The following is a 24,669-nucleotide window of genomic DNA, read 5'->3' on the forward strand; positions in this document are numbered from 1 at the left end:
AGAGATAGACGCACATGGGGAACATTTTGGAAATAACGGAGTTAGGCGATCCCGTACTCAGGGAGAAAGCTTCCGGAGTTGAGAACATACATGACGACTCCATACAGAATTTCATTGACGATCTGATCGAAACGGGACTTCACGCGAATGGGGTCGGGATAGCCGCGCCGCAGGTCAATGAATCAAAACGCATTTTTATAATCTCGTCACACCCGAGCGTACGGTATCCGAACGCGCCCGAAATGAAACCCGTGGCCATAATCAATCCGGAAATCATTTCCACCTCGGAGGAATTAGTAAAGGACTGGGAGGGATGTCTAAGTATCCCGGGGATAAGGGGGATGGTGCCTCGCCATAAATCAATACACGCCAGATACTTTTTAAGGAACGGCAGCACCGAAGAGAGGGAGTTTACCGGTTTTATAGCCAGAATATTTCAGCACGAGTACGATCATATAAACGGGATTCTTTTCCCGGACCGACTAGAATCAAATAAGGACCTGATTACGGAGAAGGAATACAGGAAAATCATCTCCGCTGAGGACGGGAAGGATTGATGTTAAAAATAAACAATCATCAATATGCGCTGGCGGCGGTACTTAGCCTGATTGCTATACTATATTCCGAGGCCCAAGAGGGCAAGGACTACATTTTCCAGACCTCTACAATAGGAGCGCTCATGCAGGGGGATTACAACGGAATTTTAACCTTCGGAGAGCTAAAAAAACACGGGGACTTCGGGCTAGGGACCTTTAACGATCTGGATGGTGAGATGGTCGGTCTCGACGGGATTTTCTATCAGGTGAATTCCGACGGCGAAGTCAGCACTGTGCCGGACTCGGCCCTCACACCCTTTGCCGCAGTCACGTTCTTTGAAACTGACCAAACCCTGACTCTGAGCGAACCGCTCGAGTGCAAAGAGCTCGAGGGCTACCTGGAAAAGCTGTTCCCGACAAAGAATATATTCTATGCGATAAAGGTAGAGGGAAGCTTTGATTCCCTGAAGGCTCGGAGCGTGCCCAGACAGAAAAGGCCCTACCCTCCGCTTGCGGAAGTAGTAAAACGGGAATCGATATTCGAATTTAACGGAATAAACGGAACTATGGTGGGCTTTCGACTTCCGGAGTATCTTGGTAGCATAAACGCTACCGGCTTTCACTTTCATTTTATTTCGGAGGGTAAAGACTCAGGCGGGCACGTGCTCGACTGTAAACTAAATAATGTAAGTGTTGAAATCGATCAAATAAGCGATATTCGAATATCGCTGCCGGATACAGGCGACTTCTACAGAGCAGAACTGAGCAAAACGGGGAAAAGTAAATTAGAAAATGCGGATGCCGGAGAAAAAAGTGAAGAGTAATATAACGGCCTATGTAATTATTACGGTACTGGCACTGATATTCGGTGTTGGGGATAGAGTGTACGCCGAGAGTGAAACAGCCAAGTTCCCCGAGGGCAAATGGATCGACCTTACCCACGACTTCTCCACTGAAACCGTTTACTGGCCCACCGGAGAGGGGTTCAAGTTAGAGAAGGTATACGAGGGGCATACCGAAAAAGGCTACTTTTACACCGCCAATAAATACGAGGGCGAGGAGCACGGAGGCACGCACATAGACGCTCCGATTCATTTTGCCGAGGGCAGACAAACTGTAGACGAGATCCCGATTGAGAAAGTTACCGGCACGGCAGTGGTCATAGACATTTCCGGGAAAGCCCTTTCAGACCCGGACTATCAGGTAAGCGCGGCCGACTTTACCGCGTGGGAAAAGGAAAATGGCAGAATTCCGGAGAACTCGATCGTGCTGCTCAATACGGGTTATGCGCGATACTGGCCGGACAGAGTCAAATATATGGGGACGGATAAAAAAGGCCGGGAGGCCGTCAAGGAGCTTCACTTTCCGGGTCTCGATCCCGAAGCGGCTAAATGGCTTGTTCGCAACAGAAAAATAAACGCGATCGGACTCGATACCCCCAGCATAGACTACGGTCAATCGGAATTGTTCGAGAGCCATCAAATATTGTTTGAAGAAAATATTCCCGCGTTTGAGAATGTTGCGAATTTGGATAAATTGCCGGCAACAGGCGCGTATGTGATCGCCCTTCCGATGAAAATCAAGGGAGGCAGCGGCGGCCCGCTTCGCATTATAGCCCTCGTGCCGTAAAATAATTTACCGGGAGAGAAAAGCAGATGAGCAATCCAAAGCAGACTAGAAAACAGGCTGTCGATGAGGGAAAACTGAGGGATGTATCAGAAGTGGCAAAAGAGGCGGGGGTTTTGATTCCGGTTTATATAACATCGACTGTCTGGGACAGCTGGATAACCCCTGACCAGGAAGGGATGAAGAAGGGGGAGGACGAGAACACGAGACTCAGAAACACAATGGACAAGCTTTTGTATTATATAAGAGTCCACCGCCAGACAAACAGATCGAATTTAATATATTTTCCCGTTCCACTTACTAAAAAGGGAGAAATCGAGAACGTTCAGCTGCTGTCTTATCTGGGTCCGGTCGAGAAAACCGATCACAGGCCCTGTATCACAATAATGACTCCTGAAGAGTACGATCAGAGAACGACAAACTGAATGTTTTTCTTATCGAACCTCATCGGCCCTCTCAGAATCCTGAAAACTTCTTCAAACCGCGCGATAGATATTAAAATGGCTCAAAATTTCACAAAGTGACCCGGTATAGGGATTGTGAAATAAGCGCTTGAAATAATGTTATAATATTCAGGTATCAGGGTCCGGTAATGGAAAAAAACGAAATTTATCTTGACAACAACGCGACCACGAAACCGCTTCCCGAGGTAAGGGAAGTAGTGATGAGGCTAATGGGCGATGGATTCGGAAACCCTTCAAGCGCCCATTCCACAGGTGAAAGGGCACGGAAACACCTGTCTGTAGCAAGAAACCAGGTAGCAGCCCTATTGGGCGTATCACCTTCCAGAATCACGTTTACAAGCTCAGGCACCGAATCCAACAACATGGCGTTTTACTCCCGCGCCAGAGACAAGGGGAGGAAATGCCGTATTATCACAACCACGGTTGAACACTCATCGATCAGGAAAATGTGCAGCTACCTCTGCATCAATGGCGTCGAAATAAAGCTTATTGGAGTTGACCGGGAAGGGCTCATTGACCTTAAGGAACTGGAAAAAAACATCAATGACAACACCACTTTGGTGTCGGTGCAGTGGGTTAATAATGAAACCGGGGTCATGCAGCCTATCGTTGAAATTGGGGAAATCTGCCGCCGCAGGGGCGTGCCGCTTCATACAGACGCGGCGCAGGCCCTCGGAAAAATCGAGATGAAGGTGGATGAGCTGCCGATAGATTTTCTGTCCGTCACCGGGCACAAAATTCACGGACCCCAGGGTGCGGCAGTGATATACAGCAGAGACAGGTTTATGCTCGCGCCCATACTGTTCGGCGGATTCCAGGAAGAAGGCTTCCGTCCCGGCACTGAAAACCTGCCCGGAATAGCGGGACTCGGCAAGGCAGCGGAGATAAGAAAAAACAACCTCAAAGAAATCATCACCGGGATGAAGGAGCTGAGAGACAGGTTCGAGGCGATGATTCTCGATTTCATCCCCGGTACCAGAGTTAACGGGGATATAAAGAAAAGAGTGTGCAACACGACAAATATATTTTTCGGAGGGATTGACGGGAGAAGATTAGTAATGGAACTTGACCGGGCCGGTGTGAGATGCTCGCAAAGTTCTGCGTGCACCAATTTCGAGATTTCACCCTCGTATGTCCTCTGCGCTATGGGCTTATCCGAAGAAGAGGCCTATTCGAGTATTCGTTTCAGTTTTTCCGTGGAGAATACGTTTGAGGAAGTTGACAGCTCGGTACGGATAATCAGGGATCTGTGCGATAAGCTGAGCGGCTAAACTGATAGAATCCGATCTTTTCAGTCTCACATACGACCGCCTTTAGACAATTCCAAATCATTCTGACTCATTCAAAGTAATTCCTCGATGACACCGTTCAAAAAAAACGCCTGATAAAGACAACGCAATATGGAAAGGAATCAAAAGAATATACTGATTACAGGTCTTCCGGGCATTGGTAAAACAACTCTTGTAAAGCAGCTCCGATACAGGCTTGAGAAATATAATCCTGAGGGATTCTATACCGAGGAGATAAGGCATGAAGGAGAGAGAAAGGGGTTTCAGCTCATAGGCCTGAACGGGATAAAATCCATACTCGCACACGTATTGATAGAGAGACCCTATCAGGTCGGCAAATACAAAGTCGATATTAACAGTCTCGATTCTTTTCTCGATTTATTAAACCTGAGCGAAAGTAAAGCCGGAATCGTCATAATAGACGAAATAGGAAAGATGGAATGCCTTTCAAATAAATTTGTCAGGACAGTATCGGAAATCCTGGATTCAAATAAGATAGTAATCGCCACAATAGCCCACACGGACGGAGGCATAAAGGGAAAGATTAAGGCAAGGGAGGACGTGAAACTGTTTAAAATGAATCTGGAAAACAGGGGCGGGCTTGAGGATGAAATCCTGGGATTCCTGGAGAGCCTTCCTCAATTCGATAAATAAGCTTACGGAGATTCGGGGGGATCAGATTATTGCTTCAGATGAAACAACTGGCGGCGCTCAGGTAAACATTCACTTCTCCGCAACCGGTCAGTCGTTGCAGGTCTCAATACAATCATTTTCAATATTATTGCAGCTCATTATGCACTCCTCCCTTTTCCCGCCTTCAGCGCCTCCATCGGTGTAAATACTGCAAGACTCCTCGCAATCGATGCGGTTATTTGCGCATGCCGAGGCGCAGGAATTATTTTTATGGAGTCCGCGATCTATCCGAGGACGCGGCGCGGGATTAACGCAGCGGTCTTCGCATTGATCAAGCTTTTCACCGCACTCTTCTACACACGCATTACGCTTTGCGCTCTTGGCGCCGCCTCCGACGTATTTGGTGCAATTCTCGTTGCAGTCCTTATTCCTGTATACGCAGGCGTCCCTGCATGTCTTGTCATGATAAGCCTCGGGTTCGACAGTAGGGCGGGGAGTCGGGTCAGCGCATCTGATCCTGCAATCTTCAAGTTCGTCTCCGCACGCGTAAATGCATTCCCTCCGTTTCTCGCTCTTGGCCCCGCCCCCCACAATCTGAGTGCAGGAAAGCTCGCAGTTCTTTCGAGCCGATTCGCAGCTTTCCGGGCAGGTCATCTCCTGGACGCCCTCCGGTTTCTCATCCCCGAAAGAAGGGATATTGAATACCGTAAGAGCGATCACGGGCATTAAAACGTATATTAAAACCAGTCTCTTCATCCCAAGTTCCGTTTTCAATTTTACTGAAAATGTACCAGCGTTTATAAAAATGATGAAATCAGCCCTGATCTCCCCGCGGAGCAGGCTCTCTGTCGATAATTTCCACGCATGTTAAAGCACACGAGCTGAAAGCCCGTGCTTTCAGGCTACTATATACATTCTATGCTGTATCGCGCCCGCGGGCTTGTTACAAACGGGGGCGCTCGTTATAATTTGAGGCTATGAACCTGAACAAGCTCAGAGACGATGCGGTATCGATATTTCACGCGGGCCTGAAAGCGGTTGATCCGGTTAACGCCGTGAAGGCACATCTGAGACGTGAGGACGAAACATTAATCCTTCAGGGCCGAGAATACGACCTCCCGGCGTTCGAGAACGTTTACGTGGTGGGAATGGGAAAAGCCGCTGCTTCGATGGCAAAGGCCGTGGAGGATATTCTGGGAGACAGATTAACGGCGGGGGTCGTAAACGTAAAATACGGGCACACAGTTCCCCTCGGAACTATCAAGGTTAACGAAGCGGGGCACCCCGTACCCGACGAAGGGGGCATCAGGGGAACGAGGGAAATCATAGACCTCCTTGAGAAGACAGGAAAAAACGATCTGGTAATCTGTCTGATATCGGGCGGAGGGTCGGCGCTGCTACCCTTTCCGGCGGAGGGGTTAACCCTCGAAGACAAACAGCACCTTACCAAATCACTTCTGGAGTGCGGCGCTTCGATACACGAGATAAACGCTCTCCGGAAACAGGTCTCACAGGTAAAGGGGGGCCGTCTCGCGAGGCTTGCCCATCCGTCAACCATGATTTCGCTCATACTTTCGGATGTAATAGGGGACGATCTTGATGTGATCGCCTCAGGGCCAACTGTGCCCGACACACATACTTTTCATGACTGCAGGCAAATACTTGGAAAATACAGGCTTGAGGGCAAGGTCCCGGAAAGCCTGGTCAATTACATTGAAAGGGGCTGCCGCGGGGAGATGGAGGAAACACCGAAGCCGGACGACCCGATATTTCACAGCACTCATAACGCGATTGTCGGCAGCAATATTCTGGCTGTTCAGGCGGCTAAGGAAAAGGCGATCGAGCTCGGCTACAACAGCCTTGTGCTCTCGACGTTCATTCACGGTGAAACCGAGGAGGTCGCCAAAGTGCATACAGCCATAGCCAAGGAGATAATCTCTTCCGGCAACCCCGTTCAGAGACCGGCATGTATCGTATCGGGCGGGGAAACAACGGTGACAATAGAGGGCAAGGGAGCAGGGGGCAGGAATCAGGAGTTTGTGCTGGCCGCGGCAATCGATATAGACGGAATCGATGACGTCGTGGTATTGAGCGCGGGAACCGACGGAAATGACGGTCCGACCGATGCCGCGGGCGCCCTTGCGGACGGTACAACGGTCCGGAGAGCGCGGGAGCTGGAACTAAACGCTTATGAGCACCTCTGTGAAAATAATTCGTACTACTTTTTCAAGCCCCTGAACGACCTTCTCATAACCGGACCCACAAATACCAACGTTATGGACTTGAGGCTGGTTTTGGTCGCCTGATTTCCGTAAAATCAAATCGGGACGGGCGATAACATCATTATTGATAATAAGAGAATTTTGATAAACCCCAATAAATAACTGTAACCTTATAAACTCTTCTGCTATAATTTATCTAATCGAGCCTGAAGGTTAAATTAATTGAATCCCGTCCAAATCATAAAAGAAATACTGAATGAAATAGGTGTACCCGGTCTCTTCGACATCGCCTTTATGTCTCTTCTCATATACACGGTGCTCGTTTTATTCAATAAAACAAAAGCCAGGTTCGTTCTTACAGGAATTATCATCATAAGCGTTGCCTACCTGCTCGCGCGGCAATTTAATCTTGTTCTGACAACCTCTGTGCTTCAGACGTTTTTCGCGGTCATACTGATAGCGCTTATCATAATATTCCAGGAGGAGATAAGGCAATTCCTTGAACAGATAGCTCTCTGGAGCCTTAATCCGCAATTGGCCATTGAAAGATCGCGCGGGTCTTCGCGTGAGGAAATTGAAATACTGGTAAATACGATTTCCGACATGGCCAAGGAAAAAATCGGCGTGCTAATAGTACTGCCCGGAAAAACATCGATTGAGGCGTACATAGAAGGCGGTAAGAGCCTGAACGGAAAATTAAGCGAGCCTCTTTTGAAAAGCCTGCTCGACCCTCATTCTATAGGACATGACGGGGCAATAATTATTGAGAATGGAGATGTTACCAAATTTTCCTGCCACCTGCCTCTTTCCAAGAATTTTTCCCAGCTTGTAAACAAGGGGACGCGGCATGCTGCGGCCCTGGGATTATCCGAGCAAAACGACGCATTATGTCTAGTGGTGTCTGAAGAAAAGGGGACAATATCCGTCGCCAGGAACGGTGAATTGAGACAGGTGGGGACCGAGCAGCTAAACCTGATCCTGGAAAAATTTTACAGCGAGATAAGTCCGATTAAGAAGAGAAGGCCATGGTTTAGTTTCTTTACAAAAAATTACAGAGAAAAAGCGATTGCGATTTTTATGGCAATCGCACTCTGGTTTGTCTTCGTGCATGAATCGAAACTTGTTTACAGGACGTATAACATTCCGGTCAAATATACAACTCTGCCTTCGAACCTGAAGGTAGATGACATCAAGCCCGAGAAAGTCAAAGTAACTTTTCTGGGACCGAGAAGGGCATTTTATTTCTTTAACGAAAATGAAGTTGAGCTGTTTTTGAAAATACCCGAGGCTAAAAAGGGTATCAAAACCTTAAATATATCAGAATCCAGCTTGAAGTTTCCGAAGGACATTTCGCTTGAAAATATAGAACCCCGCAGGGTGCTCGTCCGAATTGACAATACAGGAGCCGAGAAAGATCAATAATAGCGGACAGAATCAATCACATCCGGAATTGTAATTATTGAGTTCGAGCCTCTTAATTAGTTATTACTCAAGACCACTTAAAAATTAAAGCTGTTTTTGCATATTAAACGCCGAGCGAACCTCTTGCATACCTTGAAAATTCGCAGGAGAAAAACCCGTTTCCGGAAAACAGTCTATAGATGGATGCTCCGTTCCGCTTTCCGCAAATTCGTCAAGCCAGGTCCAGCGCGAATCTTTTTAAATCCTCGAGTGATATTATTTCAAGCACCGACTCGTGCGTCGAGGCCAAAACTACAGGCGGCGCATACCCTTTGCCCATGGCTTCTTTCCACCTAAGCGCGCAAACGCACCACCTGTCGCCGGGTTTCAGACCCGGGAAATCATAATCGGGATTCGGAGTGGTCAGGTCATTTCCCTGTGATTTTGAAAATTCCAGAAATTCCTCTGTCACTTCGGTGCAAACAACGTGCATCCCTAGGTCCTCGGGCCCGGTTCGGCAGCAGCCGTCCCGGTAAAACCCCGTCATAGGCGACAAGGAGCATGTTTCGAGCTCCTCTCCGAATACATTTTTTTCCTGCGGCATTATTTATCTCCAAATGATGAATTACAATCCGGCGGCCCCTTTGGATGATTTAATACGAGGCGGATTTAAAGTAATTATAACTCAGTGAGGAAATAAATCATTTTTATGTCAAACGATATGTTAACCCCTACTTCAGGTCAAGAATCCACTCTATGCCAGGCTCTCAAATATGCGATTCAGTATTAATATCGAGAAGACCTAACGACAAAGTATTTACGTTCATATTCAAAAGGGAATCCTGTTGACAAGCTCGCGAAGCTCCCCCGAGCAAACCCTAAAAGCGTCCTTCCATTCGTCAGCAATGTACGTCGTGTCGAATGAATCGGAAATCAACTCAAAGTAAGACTCTATTATATGTACAATGCCCAAGGATATTTGCCTGAACATAGAATTTCTTTCTTTGCCGTCTCCGGTCCAGCCTTTGTACAGATTAACGGCTGTCTGCGGTGAAATCCGGTTATTCTCCACATGCAGTAAATTAATGTTTGTATAGCTGCCCGCAGCCCTCTCAAGCTCTTCGGCAAGAAAACCTTCTTCGGGATCTGCTTTTAGTACACCCTCTGAAAACTCGGCCATCCTGTTGACGATATCGGACAATGCTTTAAGAACCCCGACAGGCCGGTTATCACTAGCTCCGTCTATTTCGTCCATTGATTGCGCTGTTTCAGATAGTAGGAGAATAAGATTATTCTCAATAATTCTGTCACGCGTAATCCTGTGCTCGGAAACGGGCCCGGCCTTGCCGGCAGACCCGCTATCTCCACTCCCTTGACCAACAACCATAAATTTACGATTCATGTCCGTTTCTCAGTAGTATTGACATAATAATTTATCCGATTCCATGCGCAGCTAACCGATATGCTTTACGGCGGTCTCAACCAGGGAGCCGGAGTCGAAAGGCTTGGCTATACAGGCCATTGCCCCCGCTCTCTTCCATTTCATTTTATCCAGGATTCGGGTCTTCCCAGTCAGCATTACGACCGGGATATTTTTTGTGAGACCGTGATTTTTTATTATCTTGCAAAGCTGGTAGCCGTCCATGTGAGGCATATTAACATCAACAAAAATAAGATCTGGGATTACTTCATTGAGCATGGAGAGGGCCTGCATTCCATCTCCTGCGGTGTAAACTGTATAACCCTGTCTTTTGAGCGCGATAGAAACTATTTTCTGAACCGTGAGACTATGATCCACAATCAGAACCGAGCCTCGCGACTGTTTTTCAATTGCTTCACCGTCAATTCTTTCGCTGCTATTTGTCACGGTTTCCTCCTTCTCAAACGATCCATCATTGTGTTTATGGCCTTTATGACGGAAATCGATTTTAGCGGCGTCGATTTCTTTTTGAGAATCGTTCTCACCATGTGAAGAAAAGTCCGTTTCTTTCCGACCCCTATTTTCTGTTTCCGTATTGCCTGGATTGAGATAATCCAACCCTGCAGTCTTTGGCTCTTCTTCCCCATCCGTAAAGAAAACACCGTCGGTTTCTTGTACAACTCCTGATTCCGGGGAGGCTGGGTTAAATTCGGTGTCGCCGCCGGTTTCCTCCTCCGTATGAACGGAATCCCCGCTCCCCCGGAAGCCAGAATCAGCTTTTGTCCCCGGCCGATGTAATGAAGATCTGAAATCGTGCGCCCTGTTTTGCATATTCCGCTCCTCAGCCGAAATTTCTTCCCCCTTCTCCAGGGTTGCGGCAGACACGGATATATCCGCTTCACCCGCAGCGTCTTCAACCTGAAACGCATTAAATACCGCATGACTTGTAATATGCTTATTTTCTTCCCTGTCTTTTTCTACGGAGGTGAAATCGTCCGCTTCTTCTGCGTGCGAGCTTAAAACAACTTCCTCCGGAGACAGGGCAAAATCCGCCCCGTCCCTCTCTTCTTCTCCCGATATAAACTCGGAGTGATATTCATCACTCTTAAGCGGGGTCTCTCCCTTATCCGATTTGAGATCGAATCCGATGAGACGTTCGGCGTCTTTGTCTTCTAGGGGTTCATCAAAATCAGCCGCAGCCTCCTCCGCAACCGGTGACTGCCCTTCTATTTCTGAGTCCGGCTTCAGGGGGGGAGCGGAACCATGCGCGCCGTTTTCCGAATCGTTGTCTTCGTCACTACTCGAATATCCGGTTTGCTCTATTTCCCACCCGGATTCGTAATCGGATAGGCCCGCAGCGGTTTTTTCTTCCCTATAATAATCTAGGTCAAATTCGTTACCGGTAGCGTCGGTTTCGGTATCGTTGCCGCCGGGAGCCATTTCATCGGAAATAGGCTTATCCTCCTTCCGATAAGCAAAGCCGTCTTCTATAAGCGGTCCGGCCAACCCTTCCTCCTCCAGGACAAGATCATTTCGAGGGATATAATCATCCTTGTACTGCTCGAGCTCGTTTATTATTTCGTCTATCGGACGTCTATCTTCATCGCTCATCGATGAAACAGTTGATAAATGTCCCGATCTCGACTGCGCCGGGTTTTCTTTAGCCGGCAAATCGGAGCCGGCTTCATCCGAGCTGTAATATTCCGCAAGTTTAACCCTTATGGAGCGCTCGGAAGCAACCACAGGTTTTATATTCTTGCCCGTAAGGAAACCCAGATCGTCTAGCAGTAAAATATTAGAAGGATCGGACATGGCTACCGTAAGGTTCGAACCGCTGAGTTCGACGGGAATCAGATATTTACCGCGTGCGGTATCGTTTGGAATCAGGCGGATGATATCCCGGTCTATTTCACGATCATCTATACCCATTACCGGAACCCCGTATTGCTTGCCGAGAAACTCGACCAAACCGGATTCGGAGATGAATCCCAGGTCGCTTAAAGATTCGCACAATCCGCAATTTAGCTCTCTTTGCCTTTCAATAGCTTCCCTCATCTGATCGACGCTGATCAGACCTTTCCTGACAAGCAGCTTTGCCAGATGCATTCTCATCAAATTAGTTTTTTGCAAATATCATGCCACACCTGCAGAGAGCTGCTCATTCGTCGTAATATCCCAATATCATTACAAATAATATGTAAATAGTTCTCCTAAATCATGCGTATGAAGTGACAAAAAACGTCAAAATAAGGTAATCGGTGCACAGTCCCCGGGACAGAAAAACAGAATTCATAATTAAAAAATTTCAATATTGAGACCTAAACCCAAAGCGCTCTCTCACCGAGTGAGCTCTTTACGCTCAAGCACAATCAGCATGAAGCCTTATTGAATCAACATGCCGGACGGACAGGGCGTTCAGCCGAAACGGGGCATTTGGGACGGAGAAAAAATTCTTGAAAACATTCATCTACCCCCCCAAAGTATGATAGGATCAACAGAGGATTTTTTAAACTATATTTAATCATTCAGTCATAAATACAAAAACGGACCGGTGAATAATCAGGCGAATGTTCAATTTTTAGGATGCATTGCTTAACTTTTGGGCACTTTCTTCATGAACCTTCCAGATAAACCCCTATTATTATTGATTGAAAAGCTTTTTGATAAGTGGTATGTTGTTTGCAACTATTAAGTGGGAAGGAGGAAAATCCCATGAAAAAAGTAGAAGCTATTATTAAGCCGTTCAAACTTGACGATGTAAAGGAATCCTTAAAAGAAATAGGGGTTCAGGGTCTGACCGTTACTGAAGTCAAAGGATTCGGAAGGCAGAAAGGACATACCGAGCTTTACAGAGGTGCAGAATACGTAATAGACTTCCTGCCCAAAATCAAGCTTGAGATAATAGTATCCGACGACCTAGTCAGCAAAGTAATCGATTCAATAATGGAGAGCGCCAAGACCGGGAAGATCGGTGACGGTAAGATATTCATACTCCCTATGGAGGAAGTAATCAGGATCAGAACTGGAGAGAGAGGAGAAGACGCCTTATAATGTTGAGAACTTTATTTTAATTTAAATTGAGAAGGAGGATCTGTAAGACCATGCCCACAACTAGAAAGACCAAGAGCAAAGGAGGATCACAGGATATGAGTCCTAAGAAGCCCTCAGACGTTTTAAAAATGATTAAAGATCACGACGTAAAGATCGTTGATCTGAGATTTCTGGATTTCATCGGAATGTGGCAGCATTTCAGCTTCCCCATACACATGCTTGACGCAGAGAGGTTCGAGGAGGGATTCGGATTTGACGGATCGAGCATCAGGGGCTGGCAGTCAATACATGCAAGCGACATGCTTGTGATACCTGATCCGGAAACCGCAAGACTTGATCCGTTTATGGCCGATACAACTATGGCAATAATATGTGATATAGTCGACCCGATTACGCGTGAGCCGTATTCACGTGATCCGCGAAATATCGCAAAAAAAGCGGCTGCGTATTTAAAGAGCACTGGAATTGGCGATGCGGCATATTTCGGGCCGGAACTCGAGTTCTTTATTTTCGATGACGTCAGATACGACCAGACTTCGAACTCGGGTTACTACTTCGTAGATTCCATGGAAGGCATCTGGAACTCCGGAAGGGATGAAAACCCGAACCTAGGGTATAAACCAAGGCACAAGGAGGGATATTTCCCCACACCACCGGCGGATTCTTTCCAGGATATGCGTACTGAAATGGTGCTTGAGCTTGAGAAGCTGGGTGTATCGATAGAGGCACACCATCATGAAGTCGCTACGGCAGGACAGGCTGAAATCGATATGAGATACGCCCCTATAGTACAGATGGGCGATCAGATGATGTGGTACAAGTACGTAATCAGAAACGTTGCAAAAAGGTACGGAAGGACCGTTACGTTTATGCCCAAGCCCCTCTTTGAAGACAACGGCTCGGGCATGCACGTTCATCAGTCTATCTGGAAAAAAGACAAACCTCTTTTCGCTGGAAACGGTTATGCGGGGATGAGCGATCTGGCTATGAACTATATAGGCGGAATATTGAAGCACGCAAGAGCGATATGCGCCTTCTCCAACCCTATTACTAACTCTTACAGACGACTCGTCCCGGGATTTGAAGCCCCGGTTAACCTCGCCTATTCCGCAAGAAACCGGAGCGCCGCCGTAAGGATTCCAATGTATTCCCCGAGTCCGAAAGCAAAGAGGCTCGAATGCAGATTCCCGGATCCGTCGTGCAACGGTTATCTCGCGTTCTCTGCGATGCTGATGGCGGGACTCGACGGTATCGAGAAAAAAATCGATCCGGGAGAGCCTCTCGATAAAGACATTTACGCATTGGGCCCGGAGGAGCTGGCCGGAATTCCCAATGTGCCGGGGTCGCTCGAATCGGCTCTTGAAGCGCTCGAGAGTGACCATGAATTCCTTCTGAAAGGGGATGTCTTCACAGAGGACGTAATTGAAACCTGGATAGAATATAAAACAGACAACGAGGTCAATCCAATAAAATTGAGACCTGTGCCTTATGAATTCATGCTTTATTTCGACGTGTAGGAAAAGCTAACCATAAGGCCTGTAAAAATTAAAAAAAGGCGGCTGTTCATGAACAGCCGCCTTTTTTTATAATCACCCTCCAAAAATCAAATACAAGGCACTCACGCAAGACTTGACAAACAAAAAAGCCGCCAAAGCTTTGTTGTAACCCTCAATCGATTCAAATTTTATGTGGGGGGACAAATTATAATGAGTATTGATTTGAATTTGCAGTCTTGTTTAATGAGAGGAGTGCTTTTTTCTCAGCCCCGGTTTTAAAAACCCTGCCAGATTATAATGAAAATCAATATAGCGGCGGCCCCAATTGCCATAAGAGTAGCATAGCCGCGTAAAATGCCGGTTTGGGCGGCTTGTAAGGTCAAAGCCATTTCTTTTAATATTTCCGCGACACCGTTTACCGACCCGTCAATATATTTCTGATCGAACCTGTAAGCCACATCCGACAGGTACCTGAAGGGCTGAACAAATATATAGTCGTAAAGCTCCTCGATATACCACTTGTTGAAAGACCCGCTGTAAACGGGTTCGACATTTTTGTTTTCGGCAATTTTATCCGGAAGCGACGGTCTTACGTAATACAGATAATAGGCTATGATAATTCCGAGCAGAGCGGCTGCGATCGAAAAAAGCACAAGCTCCCAGTGGCCGAGCAAATGATGGCCGGCTTGGGCGGCTGAATCCATAAAAATTGAGGATGAGACGAATCTTTCAAATAAATTGGTGTCATGGAAACCCAACAGTTCCCCCATAAACTCGGGCACACCGATGTAGCCTCCGATTATGGATAGAAATGCAAGAACGAGAAGGGGTATTAACATCGTTGAAGGAGACTCATGTATATGGTCCCTTATTTTGTCCGGCACCCTGATTTTCCCCTCAAACGCAAGCAGGTACAGTCTCACCATGTAGAGGGCCGTGAGAACTACGGTGACAAGGGCGAATAACCATTGTATGGAATATCCCCTCTCGTAAACGGATCCCAGTATTTCATCTTTACTGAAAAAACCCGACAAAAACGGAACCCCGGCAATCGCGAGCGTGCCGATAAGAAACGTTATAGCCGTAACAGGAATAAATTTCCTTAGACCGCCCATTTTTCTTATATCCTGCTCACCGCCCAGCGCATGTATTACGCTTCCCGAACCCAAAAACAGGAGAGCCTTAAAGAAAGCATGGGTAACCAGATGGAATAAACCGGCTGCATAAGCGCCTACGCCTATGCCCATGAACATATAGCCGAGCTGGCTTATGGTTGAATACGCCAGAACCTTCTTAATATCATTTTGAGTAAGGGCGATTGTAGCCGCGAAAAACGCTGTAAACGCCGCTATGGAAACGACGATCATCTGCGCCGTGGGAGACTGGGAATAGATCACATTACACCTGGCCACCATATAAGCACCCGCAGTAACCATCGTAGCGGCATGTATAAGTGCGCTCACGGGGGTCGGACCGGCCATGGCGTCGGGAAGCCAGACGTAGAGAGGAATCTGGGCCGATTTTCCGACGGCGCCTACAAAAAGAAGAAGCGCAATAACCGTCATGACAGACGCGGGAATAGCGCTCATGAAAACCGGATCCATAGCCTTGCCGAACACATCCTGATAATTCACTGAGCCGAAAACGAAAAAGATGAGAAATATCCCGAGAATAAAACCGAAGTCCCCTATCCTGTTTACGACAAATGCCTTTCTTCCCGCACTGGCGTTCTCGGGATTTTCATACCAGAAACCTATAAGCAGATAAGAGGCAAGCCCTACACCTTCCCATCCGACGAACATAAGGGGAAAGCTGTTTCCCAGAACCAGGATGAGCATGAAGAAAATGAATATATTCAGATACGCAAAATATTTTGCATAACTTTTATCCCCGTGCATGTAGCCGATCGAGTACACGTGAATCAGAAAACCTATCCACGTGATTATGAGCGCCATTACGCAGGACAGGGTATCGAACAATAATTCAAAACTAACCGTAAACTCGCCGGAAGGAATCCACACGAACAGAGTCTGAACGATTTGCCTCTCGGAAGGCTCCATAGATAAGAGTTTGAAGAATAAAACGGATGAAATTAGTGCGGATACGAGTACGACTCCGCACCCCGCTATGTTCACTACTTTATGCTCGGTATGGCCGTCGCCGCCGAGGAACTTTTTCCAGAATCCGGTCGCGAAAACAAGCCCGTTGATCAGGGCGCCTAAAAGCGGGATGAGAATTATCCAAACGATCATAGTGTCATTAACCTTTGAGAATTTTTAAAATATCTATATTAAGGGACTCCCTGTGCGAGTAAACGGCAACAACGAGAGCAAGACCTACCGCAACTTCAGCGGCCGCGACCGTGATCGACATTATCATAAACACCTGACCGGTCATGTCATCATGAACCCTTGAAAACGCAACAAACGCAAGATTCGCCGCGTTAAGCATAAGCTCTAGAGACATGAGCACTATTATTAAGTTCTTTCTGGCCATCACACCGTAAACGCCGATTACGAAAAGTATTGCGCTAAGTACAAAATAATGCTCGATAGATACGCCCAACTCAGCTTTCCCTCCTCTTGGCAATGGCGACAACGCCGATTATGGCGGCTACGATTAACACCGATGTAAGCTCAAAGGGAAGCAGGTAATCCGTGAACAGCACTTTGCCCACACCTTCGACAGTGCCGAAGCCCTCCGAGACGGATGAGCTCAAATCTTTCTCCGAGAAAACCCTCCGAAACCCCAAACTCGCGAAATAACCGACGAAAACTAGGACCGCCAACAGCAAGCTACCCTTGAAAGCCATGTTCTTTGAATCGAATTTTAACGCCTCCGGGCTAAGGTTCAGAAACATAACGGTAAAGAGGAATAAGACCATTATTGCCCCGGCATAGACCAGTATCTGTATTGCCGCTACGAAATGAGCGAGGAGGAGCACAAAAAGTACCGCTGTAGAGAACAGAGTCAGAACCAGGGAGAGTGCGCTCGAGACGGGATTTCTATGAGTTATTACGAGAAGCGCGCCCGCTACCGAAAGGGCGGCAAATACATAAAATACGATTGTTTCCAACCTGTTGAAAACCTCCTGGATTGGTAGAAAAGTAAGCGTTCGATGAGGTTAGAGAATTATATTTGAGATAGTGAGATAGTCAAACATAAGGAAAGTAAAATAAAGGCAAATCGGCGTTGATAAATTACCGGTTTCTGACTACTCCTACCCTGTCACAATAACTTTCGACAGGACATGAGCTGCATAGGGGAGAGACGGGACGGCAAACATGCTGGCCGAAAGCGACCAGCAAGCTGTTGTAATCTATCCAGTGTTCTCTCGGAAGTTTTTTTCTGAGCGCCATCTCGGTATCAAGCGGCGTTCTGGTTTCAATATATCCGAGTCTGTTCGAGATTCTGTGGACATGGGTATCAACACATATGCCGTATTTATTATAACCCAACGTCAGCACCAGGTTTGCGGTCTTTCTTCCCACGCCCTTGAGCTTGAGAAGCTCATCGAGATTATCCGGCACTTTAGAGTCATAATTCCTGATAAGGTCCGCGCAGATAAGACGGATATTTTTTGCCTTTGTCCTGTAAAACCCCACAGGGTAAATCGCCTTGATAATTTCCTCCTCGCTCAGCTCAAGCATATCGCGGGGATTGTCCGCTAATTTGAATAACCTTCTCGACGCCCCCGCTGTTGTCTCATCCTTTGTCCTGAGACTCAACACCGTAGAAATCAAAACGCGAAAGGGATCCATGGAACTCTCCGCTTCAAGAGTTACAGCCGGCACATTCCACTTCGGAACCTCCTTTTTCAATTTCCCTATTACTTTATTTATGTCATCCGCTTTCATAGCAAATCCGGGCAGATCATAATATACACAATTATCTCCACTGTGTTGCCGGGAGAATTATCGGGCATAAAATAAAAACAGCGCGGAGGGGAGTTACCCCCCCGCGCCTCTTATAAACTGATCTTAAAGACCGGCTTCGATTCAAATAATTAAATCACAAGCGGAATTTTTAATACTGATATCAGTTATATACATCCATGAGACTTTTAAGGACGGGCGCCGACTTCGACCTTCTTATCCTGTCAAGCGCTTTTTTTTCAATCTGCCTTATCCTTTCCCTCGTCAAATGGAATTTTTTCCCGATTTCATCCAGTGTGTAGGCGGACTGGTACCCTATTCCGAATCTCATTTTAACAACTTCCCTCTCCCTTACAGAAAGCATGAGCAGCGCGTCGTTAATGTTTGCCGGAATCGAAATTTCAGCTATCAGGCTATCGACGTCGAGAGAGCTCGAATCTTCTATAAAATCAAGGTACGTCGTCTTCTCGCCATTCCATACCGGGGTGTCAAGCCTGACAACCTTATTGGATGCGGATTCCAGAATCCGCTTAACATTTTCGACACTCATTTGCGCCTTCTCGGCAATCTCTTCGGCGATAGGCTCCCGTTCATTTTCTTTTGTGAGAACCTGTTGGATATGTCTAACCTTACCCGCTTTCTCAAGAAGGTATGCGGGCATCTTTACGGTTCTGGTTTGATTGAATATACCCCTGGTCATTGACTGATTTATCCACCAGCAGGCATATGTTGAAAATCTATAACCCTTTGTATGGTCAAATCTCTCAACCGCTTTTATCAGACCCAGATTTCCTTCCTGAATCAAATCGAGAAAAGGAACCCCTCTCCTGACAAGCCTCTTGGCCATGCTCGCCACGAGCCTGAGGTTTGCCTTGATAAATCTGTTTCTGAGCTGAAAAGCCTTATTAACGTAGGCATCATGGAGCTTTGTTAATAGAGTGATCCTCGCGCCGTTTTCAAAAAACTCAGTTTTCTCCGCGGCTGAAAACTCTCCGATATTTTTTCCCAGATATTTATTCGTTTCCAACCGGATAGATTCATCGCCGGCGGCGATTTTTTTGCCGATTATCTTTTCAATTTTCTTATGAATTTCAGTCGCTTTTTGCTCGCAGCATTTAATTTTAGCCGCCACGTGAGCTTCCTCATGAGGCGCCAGGAGAGGCTCAGTGCTGACCTCCTGGAAATAGGCATTTACGAGCCTTAAATCATGGTTTATCGATTCTCTATCATTATCCGAATTACCGGAACTCACGCGGGAGCCGGATACAGAATGGTCCTCTTCAAGATAGTTTTCGGGCTCTTCCAATTCATCCCCCTCAAAGTCATCTGTAAGTGCTTCCGCTTGATTAGAGCTGTAATCATTGAATACGCTGACATATTCAGGCTTTTTCAACATTTTCTAGCCTCCTTCTAATTAAGATGTACCCAATATGCTATTTGATGCATTTATCTGCTATTGTTCTTATAGCTATTAAACTAATACGAACACAAAATTGTTTCAGATTTGTATTAAAGAGCCCATTTCAGACTAATTTTTTAAGAAAAAAAAAGAAAAAGAGGAACCATCTTCTGATTTTGTCAAAGGGGTTAAGGGGGAGAAGATGGCTTATTTATCAGCTTTAAATCGTGCTCTATTTGAGCATAGGAGCCAAGGGGGAAACCATTCGTTTGATTTTCCCGCTTTATTAATTCGATTTAACAAATTGCTTACGAATTAATTGAAAATAAAGGTTAAAAAGTCAACTAAATTAGGGAATCAACAGTGGTTACTGCAAGGTCGATTTATCGGCATCCCCGGAAGCCTGGTTTCTTATATCTTCCCACTTCCGTACCAGAACCTTCAGGGTGGAGTCGGCTTCCGAGAAACTCCCGCTATTGAGGGATTCAAGGAATTTCCACGTTTCACCTACGGAGCGCTCATTTTCAAGCGTATAGGGGTTTATAACAGAGCAGACCTCGCCGTAATTGAGAACTATAAACCCGCCGGGATCGAAGCCCGAGAGCCATGATTCCAGTTCGGATGTTCCCTGAAGCAAATTCATTGCGATGCGTGCGGAGGTTAACTGTTGAAATTCGGCCTTATCGCTTACTTCCGATATAATCTCTTCGGCTTTTTTAAGTCTCTCCAGCGCGGACTTGATTTTCGTATCATAGTGGAGGGCGTTGAAACCCCAGTGCGTGTAAAGCGTCTGTCTATCCTTTTCGCGGAACGGAATAAACCACTCGAGAGGAATGAAGTTTTCACTGAAAAACAAGTTGGCCTTAGAACTGAACGGGGCTACATAATATTTTCCTTCCTCGTCCTTAGTAAAGAAACAGTGTTCGAGCTCATCCTTGTCTACCTCCAGCCTCGAAGAAAGAGCCGTAAGAAAGGATTCATATTCATTCCCGAACCATACGCCGAAGGGGGAAGTGGGTCCTCCCCAATACTGCTCATAGAACTTAACGTATTCGGTCCAGTAATAGCTTTTATCCGTAATACTCGTAAGCGGTTCATACACCACGAGCGTGCTCTTCGCCATATCAAATTAATAAACTAAATCCTGTTTAAAATCAATCGCCAGGTAAGGATTGCGGGTAGGCTTCCATCGGGTGTTAGTTCAAGGAATCAAAACCGTCGATACGCACGGGCGCTCGAGAAAGAGGGAGCGTACCGCGATTGGGACCGGGAAACATGACAAAAACTGATTGACAAAACCTAAACAACCTGCGTAATATCTTTCTATGTCCGATATTTCCATTGAAGAAATAATAAAAGAAGCCAAAAAAAGAAAAATAGACCTTGGAAGCGATCCCGAAAAAACAATAAAAATGTGCTCCAGACTGGGTCTAATACCCAAACCCAGGAAAAAAAGATCCGCGTCAAGCGGAGTGACCAAGACCAGGCTCTTATTTCCGAAATCCGTTATAGATAAGCTTGCCCATATAAAAGCCCTTAAATCAGAGGGTCTCAGCCTTGAAGAGATCAGGGACAGCTTTGCGCTCGAGTATGTCCAGGGGGCGCTAAAAGACCTGCTGGACAACGCGGATGATGAAAAGGTAAAGGAGCTTGCAAATATTATAAGCAGGGAAAAGGAGCTTGAGTCGATCGTGGAAGCGCCGCTCGTCTATTTGATTGAGGGGATGTCTCCGGAGGAGGCTAAAAAACTCCTCACACTGTTCTGCGGGGTGGGTTATTACGCGCTGCTTGAGGCGCAGAAATCTCTTGAAAAATTCAAGTTTAACGACGCGAGAAGAGCTCTGTTCAAGGCTATATTCTATAACTCAATAGCCGTACTCAGACTGGCGCGCACAACAGGTGACTCCAAGCTTGAAGAAACGGCATTCGAGTTTTATGAGAAGACCGTAATAGAGCCGATCGGAAAAGCGAGCGAGCGGGTGAGAAAAGAATTCATAAATTCTTTTGAAAAATACTTGAAGGACAAAGGGTTAACGAATTAGTAAATTTATATCTATCCCGAAGTCGGTTCTATTATAAATTCATACAATTGTGTATATGTTCCGACATACTTTTCACCGTTTCAAAAAACTCGGGCGTTATTTCACTCTCATCCAGCTTCACACGGAATTCCTCCTCAAGCGCTACTAAAAGCTCCAGCCTGGCTACGGAATCTATACCCACACCGAGTTCGATAAGCGGCTGGTCATCCCTTATTTGCCGGGGGTTTATTTCATCCGGCAGACTTAAAGCCAGAACCTTTTTTACTCTCTCAAAAATATCTTCACGCATCCTACGATCCTTATGCACCGTTCATTTAAGCTTTTCCCTCAGAACCTTGCCCGTAGGGCTTCTGGGAAGCTTTTCGCGAAATTCTATAACCTGCGGAATCTTGTACTCGGCTATCTTGCCCATGCAAAAACCAATGACATCCCCCGATTCAATAATATCATCTGAAACTATAACGGCCTTCACCCGCTCATCCCCGTTTTTATCCTTTATCCCTAACACTGCAGACTCGTTTATTTTCGGATGCGTCGACAGAATATTTTCAACCTCCGCGGGATCGACCTTATGCCCGCCGACATTTATAAAAAATTTCTTTCTTCCGAGAATATAAATAAACCCGTCCCCGTCGATCCTGCCTATATCCCCGGTAAAGTAGTAACCGTCTCTGAAAACCTTTGTCGTCTCATCGGGAAGCCCGTAGTAGCCTGTAGTCATAGACGGACTCTTTACAGCTATCTCCCCTGTTTCTCCCTGACGGACTTCCACGCCATCCTCGTTAAATAGCTTTACCTCCACATTTCTGACAGGCCTTCCTACGGAATCGAATCTGTTCTGTATATCCTGAGCCATATTAATCGAGATAACTCCTGTTTCGGTAGAGCCGTAGAGCTGTCTCGGATATATGGAGAACCTCTCGTGGAATTTATAGAAAATCTGCTTCGGCAGGGGCGCCCCTGCCGAAATAACGAGATTGAGGGAGGAGAGATCCTTGGGCTCGGACAAAAATGTTTTAGCCAGCACATCGAGTATCACAGGTACCGCCGGGAAAACTGTAATTGATTCCCTATCCAGTAGATCAAGCACACTGTGCCGGTTAAATTCAGCCAAAACGACAATCTCCGCCCCTGTTTTGACCGCGCTTATAAAATTTCCGAATCCATAAGTATGGGAGATCGGGATTGTGAATAATATCCTGTCTTTCTCGGTCCACCCTACGGTATCAGTGTGATTGTTCGCCAAAGCCGTGAGATTGTAGTGAGTACGAGCGACCCTTTTCGGCTTGCCGGTCGAACCGGTGGAGTAGAGATAAATGGCCTCGTCTTCGGGACTTATAACCGCGTCCACGGGATAGTCGGGACTCTTTTGTGAGAACTCCCAGTCGACATTATTTCCTTTAACTACCCTAACGGCGGTATCCGTCATAGCGCAGCACTTTGCGGCCAGGGGTTTGAGCCTTTCTTCCGTGACCAGAATCCTTGGGCTTGAGTGCTCTATATAGAATCCGAGCTCTTCCTCTTTAAATACGCTGTTAATCGGAACCGAAACCGCGCCAATCGAGGCGGCGCCGAAAAAAGCGGCTACAAACTCAACTGAATTTGGAAGGAATATTGCCACCCGGTCCCCCTTCTCTATGCCCTTTGATAAAAGGTAGGATGAGAAATTCCTTGCCATTCGGCCCAGGTCCCCGTACGTAACCCTCGTATCGCCCTCGACCGCCGCAGTAAGACCTGTGAATCTATCAACCGACGATTGAAACAGCTCGGATACAGTGCTCATATTCTGCTCATTCTCCTTACGGATAAAGGCTCGTAATATTCAGCGACTCGGTTTCAGGGAAATCGAACATTATGTTCATATTCTGTACGGCCTGGCCCGCTGCTCCTTTTAGAAGGTTGTCCAGGGCGACTATGGAAATAAAAACATCCTCCCGGAACCCCAGGCCTATGCCGCAAAGATTCGAATGGCTTACGTGTTTGAGTTCCGGAAACCTGCCCCTCCCGTATAGCCTGATAAACGGCTCGCCCCGGAAAAAATCGTTATAAAGTCCGTAGATATAGTCCGGATCGGCTTTTCTATTTAACCGCGCATAGATAGTTGTCAGGATGCCACGGTTAACCGGAATTATGTGCGGGAGAAACGTTACCTCATAGTCCGAATCGGAATAACCGGAGAGAACTTCTTCCATCTCAGGCCTTTGATTGGCGGAAGCGGCTGAATTTACACGTGAATTTTCGTTTATTTCGGGGAAATGATGCTCAAGGGTGGGGGCGCGTCCGCCGCCTGAATCACCAGATTTTGCATCGGCAATTAAGGTATTCTGTTTTATTAACCCATTTTTTACAAGGGGCGCCGTTCCCAATATAACTCCGGTTGAATAACACCCGGGGTTCGCGACAATGCGGGCGCCTCTGATCTCCTCTTTGAATAATTCCGGAAGTCCGTACACGGCCTCTTTTAAAATCGCTCTAAATTTATGCCTGGTCTTAAAGAGACCTTCGTATACGTCAATCCGGCTGAATCTGAAATCGGCGCTGAAATCTATTACCCGCGCCCCGGAATCGAGCATCTTTGAAGCAAAGTGCATGGATGTTCCCTGAGGAAGACATGAGAATGCCAAATCAACCTTCTCAAGCTCTTTTAACCTTGCGACACTCCTGCATTCTGTATCCAGGAAATTGCGGAGATGCGGGAAAACCTCCTGAATTTTGCGCCCGGCAAATTTCTCGGATGTAAGCCAGACTACACTTACTCCAGGGTGATTTATCAAAAGCCCCAAGAGCGCAGCGCCCGTATAACCTGTGGCTCCGAGAACACCGACTCTTATCTTCACGCTAACTCACCTGTACCCAAAAGCTTGAAATAGTATGTTTGAAAAGTTAACTTGTTAGTCGCGCACATGCACCAAAATATACGGATTATAATATCATCTCTAATAGTAGCAGCTTTTTCCTTAAACCTCGTTCTTTATACTTCTCAGCGATACGCCCCTCCACGTGCTGATTCCCTCTCATACTCAGTTCTGGATTGTCCTTCACATCAAAATCAACATCATTTATCCATAATCGTACAGTTTCTTACCGGAGAAAACGAGGATGGAGGAGCGGAAAAGCACTGTTTCTGTTACAGCTGCTGCAGTCAAAGGAATTCACTGGCCACTCCGGTTTTGGCATCTGAATTAACACCGGAACACTATACAGTTTATCGAATC

The 24,669-nt window shown here is 46.6% G+C and carries 24 protein-coding genes; 11 read left to right on the top strand and 13 right to left on the bottom strand.

The genetic code is table 11. The features are described from left to right. Positions 1–14 precede the first annotated feature (14 nt). From def to RIG61_03465, 6 genes are all read left to right on the top strand, one after another. Positions 15–557, top strand: coding sequence for a peptide deformylase (gene def, locus RIG61_03440; GenBank protein ID MEQ9618210.1), 543 nt, complete (start codon positions 15–17; stop codon positions 555–557). Next, the gene (gene budA, locus RIG61_03445) at positions 557–1,360 is read left to right on the top strand and encodes an acetolactate decarboxylase (protein MEQ9618211.1); all 804 of its coding nucleotides are present in this window, start codon (positions 557–559) and stop codon (positions 1,358–1,360) included. The genes def and budA overlap by 1 nt, the downstream gene beginning before the upstream one ends. Next, the gene (locus tag RIG61_03450) at positions 1,350–2,165 is read left to right on the top strand and encodes a cyclase family protein (GenBank protein MEQ9618212.1); all 816 of its coding nucleotides are present in this window, start codon (positions 1,350–1,352) and stop codon (positions 2,163–2,165) included. The genes budA and RIG61_03450 overlap by 11 nt, the downstream gene beginning before the upstream one ends. A gap of 26 nt (positions 2,166–2,191) precedes the next feature. Then, positions 2,192–2,587: a hypothetical protein gene (locus RIG61_03455; protein ID MEQ9618213.1), complete on the top strand. Its 396-nt coding sequence runs from the start codon at positions 2,192–2,194 to the stop codon at positions 2,585–2,587. 167 nt (positions 2,588–2,754) lie between these two features. Beyond that, a complete protein-coding gene (locus tag RIG61_03460; protein MEQ9618214.1) occupies positions 2,755–3,897 on the top strand; it encodes a cysteine desulfurase family protein in 1,143 nt (380 codons plus the stop codon). Positions 3,898–4,026: 129 nt separating this feature from the next. After that, positions 4,027–4,569: an NTPase gene (locus tag RIG61_03465; protein MEQ9618215.1), complete on the top strand. Its 543-nt coding sequence runs from the start codon at positions 4,027–4,029 to the stop codon at positions 4,567–4,569. A gap of 87 nt (positions 4,570–4,656) precedes the next feature. On the opposite strand, the gene RIG61_03470 is transcribed toward RIG61_03465, so the two are convergent. Then, positions 4,657–5,304, bottom strand: coding sequence for a hypothetical protein (locus tag RIG61_03470; GenBank protein MEQ9618216.1), 648 nt, complete (start codon positions 5,302–5,304; stop codon positions 4,657–4,659). A gap of 221 nt (positions 5,305–5,525) precedes the next feature. Between RIG61_03470 and RIG61_03475 the strand changes: the two genes are divergently transcribed. Next, the gene (locus RIG61_03475) at positions 5,526–6,854 is read left to right on the top strand and encodes a glycerate kinase (GenBank protein ID MEQ9618217.1); all 1,329 of its coding nucleotides are present in this window, start codon (positions 5,526–5,528) and stop codon (positions 6,852–6,854) included. A gap of 138 nt (positions 6,855–6,992) precedes the next feature. Beyond that, positions 6,993–8,192: a diadenylate cyclase gene (locus RIG61_03480; protein MEQ9618218.1), complete on the top strand. Its 1,200-nt coding sequence runs from the start codon at positions 6,993–6,995 to the stop codon at positions 8,190–8,192. Positions 8,193–8,403: 211 nt separating this feature from the next. Here the strand turns inward: RIG61_03480 and RIG61_03485 are convergent, their stop codons facing one another. From RIG61_03485 to RIG61_03495, 3 genes are all read right to left on the bottom strand, one after another. Further along, positions 8,404–8,775 carry a DUF2237 domain-containing protein gene (locus RIG61_03485; GenBank protein ID MEQ9618219.1) on the bottom strand — a complete coding sequence of 124 codons (372 nt, stop codon included), beginning with the start codon at positions 8,773–8,775 and terminating at the stop codon, positions 8,404–8,406. A gap of 225 nt (positions 8,776–9,000) precedes the next feature. Then, positions 9,001–9,573, bottom strand: coding sequence for a hypothetical protein (locus RIG61_03490; protein ID MEQ9618220.1), 573 nt, complete (start codon positions 9,571–9,573; stop codon positions 9,001–9,003). Between the two features lie 51 nt (positions 9,574–9,624). Continuing rightward, positions 9,625–11,697 (bottom strand): response regulator, encoded by a 2,073-nt coding sequence (locus tag RIG61_03495; protein ID MEQ9618221.1) that lies wholly within the window; start codon positions 11,695–11,697, stop codon positions 9,625–9,627. 606 nt (positions 11,698–12,303) lie between these two features. Between RIG61_03495 and RIG61_03500 the strand changes: the two genes are divergently transcribed. Both RIG61_03500 and glnA read left to right on the top strand, forming a co-directional pair. Then, a complete protein-coding gene (locus RIG61_03500) occupies positions 12,304–12,642 on the top strand; it encodes a P-II family nitrogen regulator (GenBank protein MEQ9618222.1) in 339 nt (112 codons plus the stop codon). Between the two features lie 95 nt (positions 12,643–12,737). Further along, complete coding sequence (glnA, locus tag RIG61_03505) at positions 12,738–14,159, top strand: type I glutamate--ammonia ligase (protein MEQ9618223.1); 1,422 nt, start codon at positions 12,738–12,740, stop codon at positions 14,157–14,159. 254 nt (positions 14,160–14,413) lie between these two features. Here glnA and nuoL read toward each other — a convergent pair whose 3' ends face one another. The 6 genes from nuoL to RIG61_03535 form a co-directional block, all read right to left on the bottom strand. Beyond that, a complete protein-coding gene (nuoL, locus tag RIG61_03510; GenBank protein MEQ9618224.1) occupies positions 14,414–16,390 on the bottom strand; it encodes an NADH-quinone oxidoreductase subunit L in 1,977 nt (658 codons plus the stop codon). Positions 16,391–16,397: 7 nt separating this feature from the next. Then, on the bottom strand, positions 16,398–16,703 hold the full coding sequence (gene nuoK / locus RIG61_03515) for an NADH-quinone oxidoreductase subunit NuoK (GenBank protein MEQ9618225.1): 306 nt from the start codon (positions 16,701–16,703) through the stop codon (positions 16,398–16,400). Between the two features lies 1 nt (position 16,704). Then, a complete protein-coding gene (locus tag RIG61_03520) occupies positions 16,705–17,214 on the bottom strand; it encodes an NADH-quinone oxidoreductase subunit J (protein MEQ9618226.1) in 510 nt (169 codons plus the stop codon). Between the two features lie 124 nt (positions 17,215–17,338). After that, the gene (nth, locus tag RIG61_03525; protein MEQ9618227.1) at positions 17,339–17,995 is read right to left on the bottom strand and encodes an endonuclease III; all 657 of its coding nucleotides are present in this window, start codon (positions 17,993–17,995) and stop codon (positions 17,339–17,341) included. A gap of 181 nt (positions 17,996–18,176) precedes the next feature. Next, complete coding sequence (locus tag RIG61_03530; protein ID MEQ9618228.1) at positions 18,177–19,409, bottom strand: RNA polymerase sigma factor RpoD/SigA; 1,233 nt, start codon at positions 19,407–19,409, stop codon at positions 18,177–18,179. 370 nt (positions 19,410–19,779) lie between these two features. Continuing rightward, the gene (locus RIG61_03535) at positions 19,780–20,535 is read right to left on the bottom strand and encodes a hypothetical protein (protein MEQ9618229.1); all 756 of its coding nucleotides are present in this window, start codon (positions 20,533–20,535) and stop codon (positions 19,780–19,782) included. A gap of 202 nt (positions 20,536–20,737) precedes the next feature. Between RIG61_03535 and RIG61_03540 the strand changes: the two genes are divergently transcribed. Beyond that, positions 20,738–21,454, top strand: a complete 717-nt coding sequence (locus tag RIG61_03540) for a hypothetical protein (GenBank protein ID MEQ9618230.1) — start codon at positions 20,738–20,740, stop codon at positions 21,452–21,454. Between the two features lie 31 nt (positions 21,455–21,485). On the opposite strand, the gene RIG61_03545 is transcribed toward RIG61_03540, so the two are convergent. Genes RIG61_03545 through argC form a run of 3 tightly spaced genes read right to left on the bottom strand, consistent with a single transcriptional unit; the run spans position 21,486 to position 24,291 of the window. Next, positions 21,486–21,743, bottom strand: coding sequence for a phosphopantetheine-binding protein (locus RIG61_03545; GenBank protein ID MEQ9618231.1), 258 nt, complete (start codon positions 21,741–21,743; stop codon positions 21,486–21,488). Between the two features lie 21 nt (positions 21,744–21,764). Beyond that, positions 21,765–23,237 carry a class I adenylate-forming enzyme family protein gene (locus RIG61_03550; protein ID MEQ9618232.1) on the bottom strand — a complete coding sequence of 491 codons (1,473 nt, stop codon included), beginning with the start codon at positions 23,235–23,237 and terminating at the stop codon, positions 21,765–21,767. A gap of 16 nt (positions 23,238–23,253) precedes the next feature. Then, complete coding sequence (argC, locus tag RIG61_03555) at positions 23,254–24,291, bottom strand: N-acetyl-gamma-glutamyl-phosphate reductase (protein MEQ9618233.1); 1,038 nt, start codon at positions 24,289–24,291, stop codon at positions 23,254–23,256. Positions 24,292–24,669: the final 378 nt, after the last annotated feature.

It is taken from the genome of Deltaproteobacteria bacterium, assembly GCA_040223695.1.
GTDB lineage: Bacteria > Desulfobacterota_D > UBA1144 > Nemesobacterales > UBA2774 > JAVKFU01.